Annotated in this window: 15 protein-coding genes; 9 read left to right on the top strand and 6 right to left on the bottom strand. The window is 70.9% G+C overall.

What is annotated here, in order from left to right; genetic code table 11:
* The first annotated feature begins 28 nt into the window (after window positions 1-28).
* The 3 genes from JTJ31_RS16290 (at window position 29) to JTJ31_RS16280 (ending at window position 3,519) form a co-directional block, all read left to right on the top strand.
* Window positions 29-745, top strand: coding sequence for a glycosyltransferase family 2 protein (locus JTJ31_RS16290; RefSeq protein ID WP_207539783.1), 717 nt, complete (start codon window positions 29-31; stop codon window positions 743-745).
* Entirely contained in the window at window positions 742-1,392 is a 651-nt protein-coding gene (locus JTJ31_RS16285) for a TVP38/TMEM64 family protein (RefSeq protein WP_207539782.1), read from the top strand. The genes JTJ31_RS16290 and JTJ31_RS16285 overlap by 4 nt, the downstream gene beginning before the upstream one ends.
* Window positions 1,393-1,512: 120 nt before the next feature.
* The gene (locus JTJ31_RS16280; RefSeq protein WP_207539781.1) at window positions 1,513-3,519 is read left to right on the top strand and encodes a sensor histidine kinase; all 2,007 of its coding nucleotides are present in this window, start codon (window positions 1,513-1,515) and stop codon (window positions 3,517-3,519) included.
* Between the two features lie 8 nt (window positions 3,520-3,527).
* On the opposite strand, the gene JTJ31_RS16275 is transcribed toward JTJ31_RS16280, so the two are convergent.
* Window positions 3,528-4,010, bottom strand: a complete 483-nt coding sequence (locus tag JTJ31_RS16275) for a peroxiredoxin (RefSeq protein ID WP_207539780.1) — start codon at window positions 4,008-4,010, stop codon at window positions 3,528-3,530.
* A 93-nt stretch (window positions 4,011-4,103) separates the two neighbouring features.
* Between JTJ31_RS16275 and JTJ31_RS16270 the strand changes: the two genes are divergently transcribed.
* The 5 genes from JTJ31_RS16270 to JTJ31_RS16250 are packed head-to-tail and all read left to right on the top strand — an operon-like array spanning window position 4,104 to window position 7,698.
* Window positions 4,104-4,730: a YqgE/AlgH family protein gene (locus JTJ31_RS16270; RefSeq protein WP_207539779.1), complete on the top strand. Its 627-nt coding sequence runs from the start codon at window positions 4,104-4,106 to the stop codon at window positions 4,728-4,730.
* Between the two features lie 51 nt (window positions 4,731-4,781).
* Window positions 4,782-5,591, top strand: a complete 810-nt coding sequence (gene proC / locus JTJ31_RS16265; RefSeq protein WP_207539778.1) for a pyrroline-5-carboxylate reductase — start codon at window positions 4,782-4,784, stop codon at window positions 5,589-5,591.
* Between the two features lie 7 nt (window positions 5,592-5,598).
* Window positions 5,599-6,288, top strand: a complete 690-nt coding sequence (locus tag JTJ31_RS16260) for a cyclase family protein (RefSeq protein WP_207539777.1) — start codon at window positions 5,599-5,601, stop codon at window positions 6,286-6,288.
* Window position 6,289: 1 nt separating this feature from the next.
* Entirely contained in the window at window positions 6,290-7,225 is a 936-nt protein-coding gene (locus tag JTJ31_RS16255; protein WP_207539776.1) for an allantoinase PuuE, read from the top strand.
* Window positions 7,222-7,698: an ureidoglycolate lyase gene (locus tag JTJ31_RS16250; protein WP_207539775.1), complete on the top strand. Its 477-nt coding sequence runs from the start codon at window positions 7,222-7,224 to the stop codon at window positions 7,696-7,698. The genes JTJ31_RS16255 and JTJ31_RS16250 overlap by 4 nt, the downstream gene beginning before the upstream one ends.
* A gap of 1 nt (window position 7,699) precedes the next feature.
* On the opposite strand, the gene JTJ31_RS16245 is transcribed toward JTJ31_RS16250, so the two are convergent.
* Window positions 7,700-8,668 carry a Bug family tripartite tricarboxylate transporter substrate binding protein gene (locus tag JTJ31_RS16245; protein ID WP_207539774.1) on the bottom strand — a complete coding sequence of 323 codons (969 nt, stop codon included), beginning with the start codon at window positions 8,666-8,668 and terminating at the stop codon, window positions 7,700-7,702.
* Window positions 8,669-8,844: 176 nt separating this feature from the next.
* On the opposite strand from JTJ31_RS16245, the gene JTJ31_RS16240 reads away from it, so the two are divergent.
* Window positions 8,845-9,267, top strand: a complete 423-nt coding sequence (locus JTJ31_RS16240) for a YciI family protein (protein WP_207539773.1) — start codon at window positions 8,845-8,847, stop codon at window positions 9,265-9,267.
* Window positions 9,268-9,273: 6 nt separating this feature from the next.
* Here JTJ31_RS16240 and JTJ31_RS16235 read toward each other — a convergent pair whose 3' ends face one another.
* Genes JTJ31_RS16235 through JTJ31_RS16220 form a run of 4 tightly spaced genes read right to left on the bottom strand, consistent with a single transcriptional unit; the run spans window position 9,274 to window position 13,592 of the window.
* A complete protein-coding gene (locus tag JTJ31_RS16235; protein ID WP_207539772.1) occupies window positions 9,274-10,608 on the bottom strand; it encodes a class I adenylate-forming enzyme family protein in 1,335 nt (444 codons plus the stop codon).
* On the bottom strand, window positions 10,608-11,846 hold the full coding sequence (locus JTJ31_RS16230) for an acyl-CoA dehydrogenase family protein (RefSeq protein ID WP_207539771.1): 1,239 nt from the start codon (window positions 11,844-11,846) through the stop codon (window positions 10,608-10,610). Before JTJ31_RS16230 ends, JTJ31_RS16235 begins: the two co-directional genes overlap by 1 nt.
* Before the next feature lies 1 nt (window position 11,847).
* On the bottom strand, window positions 11,848-12,564 hold the full coding sequence (locus JTJ31_RS16225; protein ID WP_207539770.1) for an alpha/beta fold hydrolase: 717 nt from the start codon (window positions 12,562-12,564) through the stop codon (window positions 11,848-11,850).
* Entirely contained in the window at window positions 12,561-13,592 is a 1,032-nt protein-coding gene (locus JTJ31_RS16220; protein ID WP_207539769.1) for a M29 family metallopeptidase, read from the bottom strand. Before JTJ31_RS16220 ends, JTJ31_RS16225 begins: the two co-directional genes overlap by 4 nt.
* Between the last annotated feature and the right edge of the window lie 4 nt (window positions 13,593-13,596).

Here is a 13,596-nt window from a genome sequence, read left to right as displayed (position 1 = left end):
CAGGGGCGCGAGTGGTAGCGCCCCACCCATGCCCGAACCGCTCGTTTCGGTCGTCATTCCCGCGCGGAACGAGGCCCCCAATGTCGCCCCCCTCCTGGCGGAGATCGGGGCCGCGCTGACTTCTGTCCCGCACGAGGTGATCTTCGTGGATGACGGCTCCACCGACGGAACGGCGGAGGCTCTGCGCGAGGCGGCGAAGACCCACGCGGCGCTGCGATGGCTGCGCCATCGCGCCAGTTGCGGCCAGTCGGCGGCGATCGTGACCGGGGTGAAGGCGGCCCGCGCCCCCTGGATCGCCACGCTGGACGGGGATGGGCAGAATGATCCGGCCGACATCCCGCGCCTGCTGGACCGCGCGCAGCGCGAGGGGGAGTCCGTGCTGGTGGCCGGGCACCGGGTGAACCGGCGCGACACTGCGACGAAGCGCGTCACCTCGCGCATCGCCAACCGGGTTCGCGCGCGGCTTCTGGGCGACGCCACGCCGGATACGGGCTGCGGCCTCAAGGTCTTCTCGCGCGCCATGTTTCTTGGCTTTCCGCATTTCGACCACATGCACCGTTACCTTCCCGCCCTGGCGTTGCGCGCCGGAGGGCGGGTCGTGAGCGAGCCGGTGAACCATCGGCCCCGCACGCGCGGCGCCTCCAATTACGGCACGCTGGACCGGCTGCTGGTGTCCTTTCTCGACCTCGTCGGCGTGGCCTGGCTGCAGCGCCGCGGCCGGCGGCCGGAGGTGGAGGAGCCGTGAGCCGCGCCGCGCTGGGCCGGCTCCTTCTCCTGGTGCTGGGCTTGGCGGCCGTGGGCTGGGTGCTGCGGGAACTGGGCGCCGTGCCGGGAACCGACTGGGTGGATGCCCATGTCCGCGGCCAGGGCGTGAAGGGGGAGGCCATGTTCCTCTTGCTGGGCGCCGTCATGGTCGCGGCCGGGCTGCCCCGCCAAGCCGTGGCCTTCCTGGGAGGCTACGCCTTCGGCGCCGCACTAGGCTCCGCCCTGGCCCTCCTGGCGCAGGCGGGAGGCAGCGGAGTTTCCTTTCTCTGGGCACGCGCCGTCGGGCGACGCTGGACCGAGGACAAGCTTGCCGGGCGTTTTGGTGTGCGGCTACGTCCCTTGGTTGATTCCATGCGTCTTCAACCTTTCGGAACCGCATTGGCGTTGCGTCTGTTTCCCGTCGGCAACAATCTGGCCCTAAACCTCCTGGCAGGGGCGGTGGGTATTCCCGCCGGGCCGTTCCTCCTCGGATCGATGCTGGGCTTCCTGCCGCAAACCATCGTTTTTGCGTTGTTGGGCAAGGGTGTACGGGTGGATGGCGCGGTGCAGGTCGCGCTCTCGCTCCTCATGCTGGCGGCTTCGGTGGGGCTCGGGTTGTGGCTGATGCGGCGGAATCGCCATATCTGACAGAGAAGCCACGCAACTTTCACGCGACCCGCTTGCGCAGATGCCTCTCCCCGACTTATCCATAATGGAAGCATCACAGTAGCTGGGATCTTGCCGCTGATGTCCGCCCAGGAGAGAGCGATGCTGAAGCGGCTCCCCCTCTCCTTCCGGCTTCTCCTCGTTCTCATGGCGCTCGGCCTGACCGTGCCCTTCACCGTCCTGGCCAGCCACGCGGTCTGGCGGGCGGTGAGCGCCGAGCAGGGACGGTTCAGCGGCCAGCTCCTCGCCACGGCGCGCGCCCTCGCCCTCGCCGTGGACCGGGAACTGGGTCAGGCCCGCGCGCGGATCGATACCTTGGTCCTCGCTCGCTCCCTGGCCGCGCGCGACTTTGACGATTTCATGGAACAGGCGAGGCCGACCCTGCCGGAGGGTGCCTCCGTCACCCTCTACGACTCGCACGGCACCATGCTGTTCGACGCCAGGCTCGGCCGGGTCGAGCCGCGCCTCTCCGGCGCGGGGGAGGCGGTGGCGGCCGCGCTCGCGCAGGAGGGTTTCTACGTCTCCCCCCTGTTCACAGGGGCGCATACGGGCAATCCCTTCATCCTGATCGGGCGGCCGGTGGTGCTGGAGGGTGAGCGCTTCCTGCTCGCCTACGTGCTGAGCAACAGCCGGCTGCAGGACCTCCTTCGCGCCCAGCGCATCCCGGGGGACTGGACCTCGGCCATCCTGGACAACCGAATGCGCGTGGCGGCCCGCTCCCGGCTGGAGGAGCGCTTCCTGGGCGCGGAGGCCCATCCGGAGGTCCGCGACATGCTCGCCGCCGGTGAAGGTGTCCGGTCCTCCTTCATGACCATGGATGGAATGAGCAGCGTGGTCGCCGCCGCCCCCGCGCCGGAAAGCGGCTATGCGGTGGTGATGGCCGCCCCGAAGCTGGCACCCCTGGCCGCGGCTTGGCGCGCCATGGCGCCGACCCTGGTCGCGGGGCTCGTGCTGGTGCTGTTCGGGATCGCCATCGCCGTGTTCCTGGGGCGCCGGCTGGTCCGGGCACTGGACCTGCTGCGCGCCGGGCCGCTGCCGGGAAGCGGCACCGGGATCGCCGAGGTGGACGAGGCGGCCCGGCGCATCCACGCCGCGCGGCGTGCCCGCGACGAGGCGCACGAGGCGCTGCGCCTGAGCGAGGAGAGGCTGCGCCTCGTCACCGAGGCCTTCATCGGCGGCGTGTACGAATCCCTGCCGGAGGAGGATGTGCAGATCCGTTCCCCCGGCGTGGCGGCGCTGGTGGGCGAGGAGTCGGATGAACCCGGCCGCGACTGGTGGCGGTCGCGCATCCATCCCGCCGACCGCGAACGCTGGATGGCGGCGCGCACGGCGCTGGAGCGCGGCGAGGCTGACAGCTTCGAGGCGCGCTACCGGGTCCGCCATGCCGATGGGCATTGGGTGCATGTGTGGCACCGTTCCCTCGCGCTGCGTGGCCCGGATGGGCGGGTGGAGCGCCTTGTCGGCTCCGTGCTCGACGTCTCGGCCGAGGCGGAGGAGCGGCGGCGCGCCGAACTCCTGGCGCGGGAGATGGATCACCGCGTGAAGAACAGCTTCGCCCTGGTGATGGGGCTGGTCTCGGCCAGCGCGCACCGCCACCCGGAAGCGGAGGCGCTGGCCCAGGAATTGCGCGAACGCCTGAACGCGCTGTCCGTGGCGCATGACCTGTCGCGGGGAGGTGGGCATGCCGCGACGGTGCGGGCGTTGCTGAGGCGTCTCGCGAAGCCGCATGGCGACGCGGTGGTGGTGATGGGGCTGGACGCGACGCTTCCCGCCGACCAGGTGCAGCCCCTGGCCCTGGTCCTCCATGAATGGCTGACCAATGCGTTGAAGCACGGGGCGCTGTCCCGCCCGGGTGGCCGGATCCTGCTGGACCTGTCGGTGCCGGAGGGAACCATTACCTTGTCCTGGCGCGAGCAGGGTGGCCCGCCGGTCATTCCCCCGGTGGAGCGCGGCTTTGGCTCGGAGCTGGTGGACGTCACCGTTGCCGCCCAGCTGGGCGGCTGCGTGGAAGAGGAATGGGCGCCGGATGGTCTGCGCCGTGTGCTTCGTTGGCCGGGGGAGGCCACGCCGTCCAGCGTCGCCCCCCTCGCCTTCATGCGACAGGCCTGAACCGACGCTCAGACGATTTCGAGCAGCGCCTCGGCCTTGCTGACCTCGAAGGCGCCCGGCGCCTCCACGGCCACGTGCGACACGACGCCGTCCTTCGCCACCAGGGCGAAGCGCTGGCAGCGCATGCCGAGGCCGCGGGCGGTGAGGTCCAGCTCGAGCCCCAGGGCCTTGGTGAAGGCGCCCGACCCGTCGGCGATCATCACCACATCCTCGCCCACGCCCTGGTCGCGGCCCCAGGCGCCCATCACGAAGGCGTCGTTCACCGCCATGCAGGCGATGGTGTCCACGCCCTTGTCGCGCAGCGCCTTGGCGTTGGTGACGTAGCCCGGCAGGTGCTTGGCCGAGCAGGTGGGGGTGAAGGCGCCCGGCACGCCGAACAGCACGACGGTGCGGCCGCCGAACAGCTCCTCCGTGCTCACCTCGCGCGGCCCTTCGGCCGTAGCCTGGGTCAGCTTCGCCGAGGGGATCTTGTCCCCAACCTTGATCGTCATCCCGAATCCTCCGGAGTCCTGCCCTCCGCTTTAGGCAAGACCCGGGACGCTGTCACGCTTGCAGGGGGGCACCGGGCTCGCCATCTTCGATCCATGGCCAAGGACGACTGGAAGGCCGCCTTCGGGGCGGCACGGCAAGGGCCCGGCCCGGAGACCCCCATCCCGGAGGGGCGCCTCGCCGGGCAGCTGCTGATCGCGATGCCGCACATGCAGGACCCGAACTTCGCCGGGACGGTGATCTGCGTCTGCGCACATTCGGAGGAAGGGGCGATGGGCCTCGTCCTCAACAAGCCCATCGAGCGCCTGACCTTTGACGCGCTGCTGAAGCAGGTGGGGGTGGAGCCGGTGCCGCCGGCGCGCCGCATCCGCCTCGTCGCCGGTGGTCCGCTGGAGGAAAGCCGCGGCTTCGTGCTGCACAGCGGAGACTGGAAGGCCGAGGGCTCGCTGCCGGTCGAGGGCGGGTTCGGCCTGACTGCGAGCGTGGAGATCCTGAAGGCGATCGCCGCCGGGGGCGGCCCGCGCGAATGCGTCCTCGCGCTCGGCTATGCCAGCTGGGGCGCCGGGCAGCTGGAGGAGGAGATCGCGCAGAACTCCTGGCTCTCCGTCAGCGCGGATGAGGAATTGCTGTTTGACGGCGACGCCGCGACCAAGTGGCGCCGGGCGCTCGCCAAGCTGAAGGTGGATCCCCTGCTGCTGAGCGGCGCCGCCGGCCACGCCTGACCGGCGGGGACGAGGTTCCCGCCTCCGGAAAGCCAAGCTAGGCTTTCCGGCATGACGCTCCCTCCCCTTCTCCTGCTCGGCTGCGGCAAGATGGGCGGGGCCATGCTCGCCGGCTGGCTGGAGCAGGGCCTGCCGCCCGAAACCGTGGTGGTCGAGCCCCATGCCCCTGCCGCCGAGGCGTTTCGCGGCCGCGTGCGCCACGTTTCGGAGCCGGCCGCGATTCCGGACGGGTTCCGGCCCGGCGCCGTCATCCTCGCGACCAAGCCGCAGGAAGCGCCGAATGCGCTGCCGCCGCTGGCGCGCTTCGCGGGTCCGGAGACGGTGTTCCTCTCCATCATGGCCGGGCGCGGCGTGGCGGGGATGAATGCGCTGCTGGGCGGGTCCGCCCGCATCGTGCGCGCCATGCCCAATACCCCCGCCGCCGTGCGCCAGGGCTTCACCGCCGCCTTTGCCGGCCCCGACGTCTCGCCGGAACAGAAGGCGCTGGCCGACGCGTTGCTCGGCGCGATCGGCGAGTGCGCCTGGGTGGAGGAGGAGGGAATGCTGGACGCGGTCACCGCCGTTTCCGGCGGCGGCCCGGCCTACGTGTTCCTGCTCGCCGAGGTGCTGGAGCAGGCGGCGCTTTCTCAGGGCCTGCCCGCCGATCTCGCGCGGCGCATGGCGCGGGCGACCGTCTCCGGATCGGGCGCGCTGCTCGCCGCCAGCAGCGAGGATGCGGCGACGCTGCGGGTGAACGTCACCAGCCCCAAGGGCACCACCGAACGCGCCCTGGCCGTGCTGATGCGCGAGGAGGCGTGGCCCGCCCTGATGCGCGAGGCCATTGCCGCCGCGACCGCGCGCTCCCGTGAACTGGCAGGATAAGGCACCTATGGAAATCATCGACCTCAGCCGCGAAATCTTCCACCGCACCCAGGTGCATCCGTCGCACCCGCCCGTGGTGATGACGGTGTGGAACGACCACAGCGAGAAGAAGCAGGCCGGCAGCACGGTGTTCAGCAGCAAGGCGCTGTCCATCGCCTTCAGCGACCACGCGGGCACGCATGTGGACGCGCCGGTGCATTTCGACTCCCGCCCTGGCGCGGCCTCCATCGACGAGGTGCCGCTGGAGCGCTTCATCACCTCGGCCTTCTGCATCGACCTGTCGCACGCGCCGCTGAAGCACGCCGCGACGCTGGCCGAGGTGCAGGAGGCGGTGCGGAAATCCGGCGAGACGATCCGGAAGGGCGACACGGTGCTGGTGCTGCTGGGCACCAATGCGCGGCTGCTCGGCAAGCCGGGCTACCTGCACGACTTCGCGGGGCTTTCCATCGAGGCGATCCACTGGCTCGCCGACCAGGGCATCGGCATGTTCGGCGTGGAGGCGATCAGCCCCGCGCCGGAGGGCGAGCTGAACTTCCAGGCGCATCTCGCCTGTGCGGAGCGCGGCATCACCCACATGGAATGCCTCGCCAATCTGGAGGCGCTGGTGGGGCGCGGGCGCTTCCGCTTCATCGGCCTGCCGCTGAAGATCCGCGGCGGAACGGCCAGCCCGATCCGCGCCGTGGCGGTGTTCGAGTAGCATGAGCTACCCGCGCGACCTGATCGGCTACGGCGCCCATCCGCCTCATCCGCGCTGGCCGGGCGATGCCCGCATCGCGATCAACTTCGTGATGAACTACGAGGAGGGTTCGGAGCCCTCCCTTCCCGATGGCGACGGGCGCTCGGAAGCCGGGCTGACCGAGACCCCCGCCTCCCCCGTGCCCACCGGGCAGCGGGACCTGGCGGCGGAGGGGATGTTCGAATACGGCGCCCGCGTCGGCTTCTGGCGCGTCATGCGCCTCTTCGCCGAGCGCGGCATGCCGATGACCATCTTCGCCTGCGCCCTGGCGCTGGAGCGGCATCCGCCCGCCGCCCAGGCCATCCGCGAGGCGGGACACGACATTTGCTGCCATGGCTGGCGCTGGGTCGAGCATTACAAGCTCTCGAAGGAGGAGGAGCGCGAGCATATCCGTCGCGCCGTCGAGAGCCTGGAGCGGACCACCGGGCAGCGCCCCGCCGGCTGGTATTGCCGCTATGGACCCAGCATCCACACCCGCGCGCTGCTCCTGGAGCATGGCGGGTTCCGCTACGACAGCGATGCCTACAACGATGAGCTTCCCTATTGGGTGACGCAGGACGGCGAGCCGCACCTCGTCGTGCCCTATTCGCTCGTCACCAATGACGCGAAGTTCGGGCGCGGCCAGTTCTCCACCGCCGATGACTACTTCACCTTCCTGCGCGACCAGTTCGACATGCTCTATGCCGAGGGCGAGACGCAGCCGCGCATGATGTCCTGCGGGCTGCACCTGCGGCTGATCGGTCACCCGGCCCGCGCCGCCGGCCTCGCGCGCTTCCTCGACTACGTGCGCGGCCATGACCGCGTCTGGGTCGCCCGCCGCGCCGAGATCGCGGAGCATTGGCACCGCACCTTCCCCTACAAGCCGGGGATGGAGCAGATCGCGCTGGAGGCGCCATGACACGGGTCCTTCGCCTCGAACCCCTCACCGCCGAGGCCTTCGCCCCCTTCGGCGAGGTGATGGACGCGCCTGCCCTCGGACAGCGTCCGCTGCTCGGCGCTTCGCTGCGCGCCCTGCCCGGCGCGCCGACGCCCACCCTCGCCTTCAGCCACATCGCACCGCATGCGCTGCCCATCCTCGCCACGAAGATGGAGCGGCACAATTTGTCCTCGCAGTGCTTCGTGCCGATGGACGTGTCGCGCTACGTCGTGATGGTTGCGCCGGACAAGGGCGGAGCGCCGGACATGGCGGGGCTGCGCGGCTTCGTGGCGCGCGGCGACCAGGCGGTGAACTACGCGATCGACGCCTGGCACCACCCGATGCACGCGCTGGACCGCCCCGCGCGCTTCGCCGTGCTCATGTGGAGCACGGGCGAGAAGGCGCGGGACGAGGAATGGGCCACCCTGCCGGAGCCGGTGACCCTCTCCGAATAAGCTACCCGTCCGGCCGGATATTGCCGCGCCGGATCACCTCGCCCCAGCGGTTGCGGTCCTCGCCGACGAAGCGGGAGAACTCCTCCACGCTGGCTCTCATCGGCTCCACCCCCTGCGAGGCCAGCTTGGCACGGAACTCCTCGCGGCCCAGCAGCGTGTTCACCTCGTTCGCAACCCGCTCGATGACCGGGCGCGGCGTGGCGGCGGGGGCGAAGAGCCCGTACCAGCCCAGCGCCTCGTAGCCCGGCACGCCCGCCTCGGCGATGGTGGGCACATCCGGCAGGGCGGGGTCGCGCCGCGCGGCGGTGACGGCCAGCGGCCGCACCCGCCCGTCACGGATATGCGGCAGCGCCGTCGGGGTGGTGTCGAACATCATCGTCAGCCGCCCGCCCACCGTGTCCACCATGGCCGGTCCGGTGCCGCGATAGGGGATGTGGTTGATGTTCAGCCCCGTCTGCTGGAGCAGCAATTCCATGAACAGATGCTGTGCGGAGCCGATGCCGCTGGAGCCGTAGGACAGCTCGCCCGGCCGCGCCCGCGCCATCGCCATCAGCTCGCCCAGGTTGCGCGCCGGCACGGCGGGATGCACCACCAGCACGGAGGCGACGGAGGCGAGCGGCGCGATGGGGACGAGGTCGCGCGCCGGATCGTAGGACAGGCGGAACAGTGACGGGTTGATGGAGATCGGCCCGGTGCTGCCCATGACCAGCGTGTAGCCGTCGGGCGTGGCGCGCACCGCCGCTTCCGTCCCGACGCTGCCGCCGGCGCCAGTGCGGTTCTCCACCACCACGGATTGACGCAGCACCGGGCTCAGTTCCTCCGCCAGCACGCGGGCGAGGAGGTCGGCGGCGCCGCCCGGCGGAAAGGGCGAGATGAGGCGGATGGTGCGTTGCGGCCAATCACTGCCCTGCGCGTGCGCGACGGTGGGTGTGGCGAGTGCTGTGGCAAGAAGGAGGCGGCGGGTCGGCATGGCGGTTCTCCTGAGATGGCGCAGCCTCCTGCCGCAGATGACAGGATGTCAATTGAAGCGGCGGCGGCGAAGCGACCCTGCCATGCGAGGTCTTGCCCGGAATTCGGGCATCCCGCCCCTTGGCCGCGCCGCCATGCTGCGCGAGGCTTCGCCCACCGAACAGGGGACACGATCCGATGCGCGTCATGGTGCTGGTGAAGGCGACACGCGACAGCGAAGCCGGGCAGATGCCCACGACGGAGTTGCTGACGGCGATGCTCCGCTTCAACCAGGAGCTGGCGCAGGCCGGAATCCTGCTGGCCGGCGAGGGGCTGAAGCCTTCCTCGGCGGGGTGTCGCGTCGTGTTCTCGGATGGAGAGCGCCGCGTGGAGCCCGGGCCGTTTTCCGCCACGACCGAACTCGTCGCCGGGTTCTGGCTCTGGCAGGTGAAGGACATGGAGGAGGCGCTGGCCTGGGCGAAGCGCTGCCCGGACCCGATGCCCGGCGGCGGCACGCTGGAGATCCGCCCCCTTTACGAGATGGAGGATTTCGGCGAGGCCATGACGCCCGAACTGGCCGAGGCGGAAGAAAAGCTGCGCCCGGCCTCGCCCCGTCACTGACGGGGTTCAGCCTGCGCCGATCAGGGCGCGCAGCGCCGCCACCTGCACCTTGCCCAGCGAGGTGCGCGGCAAGGCGCCCACCGTCACCACCGCGCGCGGATGCTTGAAGCGCGCGAGGCGCCCCTCGCAATGGCGCAAAACCGCATCGGCGTCGAAGCCCGCGCCGGGCACGATGACGGCCACCGGCACCTCGCCCCAGCGCGGGTCCGGGCGGCCCACCACCGCGCATTCACGCACGCCGGGGGCGCTCATCAGCACGCGCTCCACCTCCGCTGGTGCGATGTTCTCGCCGCCCGAGATGATCAGGTGCTTCAGCCGATCGGTGAACCAGAACCGGCCTGAGGCGTCGCGCCGCCCGAGGTCGCCGGTGCGGAACCAGCCATCTGCGGTGAAGGCCTCCGCCGTCGCCGCATCCGCGTTCCAGTAGCCGGAAAACAGGTTGGGTCCGCGCAGCTGGATCTCGCCCTCCTCGCCATTCAGCGCCTCGTTCCCGTCGCGCCGCGCGATGCGGGCGGCGCAGTCGCCGATTGCGTGGCCGATGGAACCCGGCTCGGCCAGCGCCTCCTCCCGCGTCTGGGCGACGGCGATGGGGGCGCTTTCCGTTAGCCCATAGACCTGCTGCACCGGCACGCCCTTGGCGTGAAAGGCGGCGATCAGTTCGGGCGGCACGTCGGAGGACCCGGCTCCCACGGCGCGAAGCGAGGACAGATCGGCAGCTTCCCAGCGCGGATGCGCGACCAGCGCGCGCATGACCGCAGGCACGACCAGGGACAGGGTCGGCCGCTTCCGCTCCACCGCATCGAGGAAGGCCTCCGCGTCGAAGCGCCCGTGCAGCGTCACCCGCGCGCCCAGCAGCAGCGCCGGCAATGTCTGGATGTTCAGCCCGCCCACATGGAAAAGCGGCAGCACGGTGAGGACGTGATCCTGCGGCGAAAGCCCGAACACCGCCCGCGCATGCGCCGCATTGGCGCGCAGCGCAGCGGCGGAGAGCATGGCCCCCTTGGGATTGCCCGTGGTGCCCGAGGTGTAGGCGAGGAGCAACGTCCCATCCTCACGCCGCACCGGGATGCCGGCTGGACGCGGCGCGGTGGCGCCGGAGGGCGGCCCCTCGCGCACCAGGCGCAGCCCCGCATCCTCGCTGATCCATTGCAGCTCCGCCGGGGCGAGGCGCCAGTTCAGCGGCACCAGTGCCGCGCCGATCGCCTCGCAGGCCAGCAGGCAGGCGAGCATGGAGGGATGGTTCAGCCCGATCCATCCCACGCGGTCGCCCCGCGCCACGCCCGCCGCCTTCAGCACCTCCGCTTCGGCCTCGATGAGCGGGCGGAGCGCGGCGAGGTCCATCAATCCGCCTCGCCCTTCTCGTAGAGCGAGTCGCGGCCGATGCGGTCGATGCAGAGCTCCGCCGTCCAGGGCAGCATGAGCGAACCGCAGCGGCTGTCGCGGAAGATACGCTCCAATGGCAGGGTCTTCAGCATGGACTGGCCGCCGCAGGTGCGCACCGCCTTGGCGGCGAGGGCGGCGGCATTCTCCATCACCGTATGCTGCGCCGCCAGGGCGCGCAGCACCGCTTCCTTGGACGGATCGGGACCGGCCTCGCTCACCGCCTGGAACCAGAGCGCCTTGGTCTGTTCCAGCATCACGCGCATCTCCGCCACGGCGATCTGCTTCGTGGGATACATGCGGCGCTTCACCGGCGGCGTGCCCGGCTGCTCTCCGCGCAGGTAGCGGATGGTGAAGTCCAGCGTTGCCTGGGCGAGGCCCATATAGGTCGGCGTCAGCGTCATGAACATGTGCGGCCAGCGCGATGCCGCCTGGAAGTACAGGCCGGGCGGCATCAGCATCGCCTCCTCCGGCACCCACACGTCGCGGAAGACGAGGTTGCGCGACACGGTGCCGCGCATCCCCAGCGGGTCCCAATCACCTTCCACCGCAACGCCCGGCGTGCCCTTCGGCACGGCGAGGTAGAGCGTGTCGCGCCGTGACAGCTTCTCCTCACCATGCTGCTCGGTGCAGAGGATGCCGTAGTAATCCGCGTGGCCCGCGAGCGAAGCGAAGATCTTGCGGCCATTGATGCAGAAACCGCCGCCATCGCGCGTGGCGGTGGTGCCGAAGGCCACGGTCCCGGCCGCCGCCGCACCGCCTTCGCTGAAGGGCTGCGAGAACACCGCGCCCTCGCGCAGGATGCGGTCGTAATGCAGCGCGCGGCGGCTGCGATGCGTCGCGCGCGTCGCCTCGTCCATCTCCAGGTCGTCGGTCAGAAGACCGGTCCAGAGCGTCGAGCAGACATGCATGTTCCAGGTCAGCGCCGTTGCGCCGCAATAGCGGCCGAACTCCGCCGCCGCGAGGCAATAGGCGCGGAAATCGGCGCCCCATCCCCCCTCCTCGCGCGGGATGCAGATGCCGAGCCAACCTTCGCGCCGCATGTCCTCGTAATTGGCGACGGGAAACGAGGCCTCGCGGTCCCACTGCGCGGCGCGCGGCGCCAGGACGCGCTCGCCGAACTCACGCGCACGGGCGCAGAGATCGGCTTCGAAGGGCGAAAGGCGGAAGCCGCGCGGGTCGAAGATGGAAGCGTCCATGTCAGTCCCGAAAGTGTTCGCGCAGCGCCGCGGCCAGCGCCGCCGGCGCTTCGAGGTGCGGCATGTGTCCGGTCGGAAGCGTAACGAGGCGCGCGCCGGGGATGGCATCCGCCATGCGGCGCATGGTGCGCTCCGGCGCTGTGTTGTCCTGCGTCCCTGCGACCAGCAGCGTGGGCTCGGTGAGGCTTGGCAGCGCGTCGCGCCGGTCGAAGCTAGTGAGGCAGCGCAGCGTGGCGCGATAGGTGGCTTCCGGCACCTCGCCCATTGCCTGCGCCGCCGCTGCGCGCATCGTGGGCGTAGCCTCCGCGCCGAACAGCCCTTCCACCAGCTCCTCCGCGCATTCCGCCATGCTTCGTCCGGCATCGAGCGGGCCAAGACGTGCGCGCAGGAATTGCTCGGCGAAGCCGGGGTCGCGCCCGCCAAAGGCCGGAGTGGTGGCGATCAGCGCCAGGCGCCGCACGTGCGCGGGATGTCGCAGCGCCGCTTCCAGCGCGATCATCCCGCCCATGGAATGCCCGGCCAGATCGGCCTGCGCGATGCCGCGCGTGTCGAGGAAGGCGACCAGCGCATCGGCCAGCACGGCGAAATCCAGCACCGGCGGCAGTGCCGTGCCGCCATACCCCGGCTGATCCCAGGCGAGGAGCGGCAGCTCGCGAGCCACCTCCGCCCACAATCCCGCGCTGCCACCGATGCCGTGCAGGGCGACCAACGTCGTCATGCGACGAGGCGTCCCTCGCGCACCACCGCCTCGCCATCCAGCTCGATCGTGGTGTTGAACACGGGGATGTCGAAATGCCCTTCCGTGTGGCGCCCCGCGAATTCATTGGCGCCGGTGGAGAAGAGGAAGTTGCCGGCCACGGCGCGAAGCTCCGTCCCGTTGGTGTCCGACTTGTCGTGGAAGAGCAGCGCCTCGTAGCGCGCGCGCGGATTCATGCCCCAGCCGACATGCGACACGGCATAGGAGAGCGGATCGCCCCACGCTTCCAGATGGCGGCGCATCATCGCCGCATCGGCGCCCTCACCCTCGATGCGCGTGACGTGATCATCCTCGATGGTGAGCACGACCGGGCGTTCGAGGTAGCGCTTGAAGGACAGGTTCACGTCGCCCGCGTCGAGCACGAGGCGCCCGTTCACCGTGCCGGCACGAGGAAAGGCCACCACCACGCCGCCCGGCCAATGCGCCACCGTGCCCGGCCGGTCCGTCCAGCCCCAGACTCCGGCGACCGGCGCGCCGTCGGTGGCGATGTCGAGCGCGGTGCCGGCGGCAGAGGAGACGCGCATGCGCTGCGCCGCGCGCAGCCGCTTCACCGCCGCCTTCACCGGTACGTCGTCACCCTCCAGCGGCACCAGACGCTCCAGCGTTTCCGGGTGCTCGTTGCTCACCATCAGCACGCGCGTGCCGCCCTTCAGGATAGCGGGGAGTTCGGGCGCGTGCAGCACTCCCTCCACCGTCAGATCCACGAGGAACGTGCAGGCGCCGATGGCGGCCAGCGCGCCCGGATGCCCCGCAATGGCGCGCGAGGCGCCGGTGGAACGGACCGGGACGGGCGCGGCGGGGCGCGGGCTGGGCAGGGTCACGCGCACGGGGCGCGCGCCGAGGCGCTGCAGCGCCGCTTCCGCAAGCGCGACATTCACCGGGCGCGACAGGGATTCCGCCAGGACGGCCACGTTCTCCCCGGCGGCGACGCGGCACAGGCGGAACGCCTGCTCGAAGGCGTCCTGCCACCCCGCTTCCCAGCTTTCCATCGCG

Origin of the sequence: Sabulicella rubraurantiaca, from assembly GCF_017355885.1 — a bacterium.
In the GTDB taxonomy this organism is placed as follows: domain Bacteria; phylum Pseudomonadota; class Alphaproteobacteria; order Acetobacterales; family Acetobacteraceae; genus Roseococcus; species Roseococcus rubraurantiacus.
This window is presented reverse-complemented; position numbering and strand designations above follow the sequence as displayed.

Bases quoted from the DNA above. Each gene is read 5' to 3' on its own strand.
- JTJ31_RS16290 (WP_207539783.1), top strand. From the start codon at position 29: ATGCCCGAACCGCTCGTTTCGGTCGTCATTCCCGCGCGGAACGAGGCC.
- JTJ31_RS16280 (WP_207539781.1), top strand. From the start codon at position 1,513: ATGCTGAAGCGGCTCCCCCTCTCCTTCCGGCTTCTCCTCGTTCTCATG.
- JTJ31_RS16275 (WP_207539780.1), bottom strand. From the start codon at position 4,010: ATGACGATCAAGGTTGGGGACAAGATCCCCTCGGCGAAGCTGACCCAG.
- JTJ31_RS16270 (WP_207539779.1), top strand. From the start codon at position 4,104: ATGGCCAAGGACGACTGGAAGGCCGCCTTCGGGGCGGCACGGCAAGGG.
- proC (WP_207539778.1), top strand. From the start codon at position 4,782: ATGACGCTCCCTCCCCTTCTCCTGCTCGGCTGCGGCAAGATGGGCGGG.
- JTJ31_RS16260 (WP_207539777.1), top strand. From the start codon at position 5,599: ATGGAAATCATCGACCTCAGCCGCGAAATCTTCCACCGCACCCAGGTG.
- JTJ31_RS16255 (WP_207539776.1), top strand. From the start codon at position 6,290: ATGAGCTACCCGCGCGACCTGATCGGCTACGGCGCCCATCCGCCTCAT.
- JTJ31_RS16250 (WP_207539775.1), top strand. From the start codon at position 7,222: ATGACACGGGTCCTTCGCCTCGAACCCCTCACCGCCGAGGCCTTCGCC.
- JTJ31_RS16245 (WP_207539774.1), bottom strand. From the start codon at position 8,668: ATGCCGACCCGCCGCCTCCTTCTTGCCACAGCACTCGCCACACCCACC.
- JTJ31_RS16240 (WP_207539773.1), top strand. From the start codon at position 8,845: ATGCGCGTCATGGTGCTGGTGAAGGCGACACGCGACAGCGAAGCCGGG.
- JTJ31_RS16235 (WP_207539772.1), bottom strand. From the start codon at position 10,608: ATGGACCTCGCCGCGCTCCGCCCGCTCATCGAGGCCGAAGCGGAGGTG.
- JTJ31_RS16230 (WP_207539771.1), bottom strand. From the start codon at position 11,846: ATGGACGCTTCCATCTTCGACCCGCGCGGCTTCCGCCTTTCGCCCTTC.
- JTJ31_RS16225 (WP_207539770.1), bottom strand. From the start codon at position 12,564: ATGACGACGTTGGTCGCCCTGCACGGCATCGGTGGCAGCGCGGGATTG.
- JTJ31_RS16220 (WP_207539769.1), bottom strand. From the start codon at position 13,592: ATGGAAAGCTGGGAAGCGGGGTGGCAGGACGCCTTCGAGCAGGCGTTC.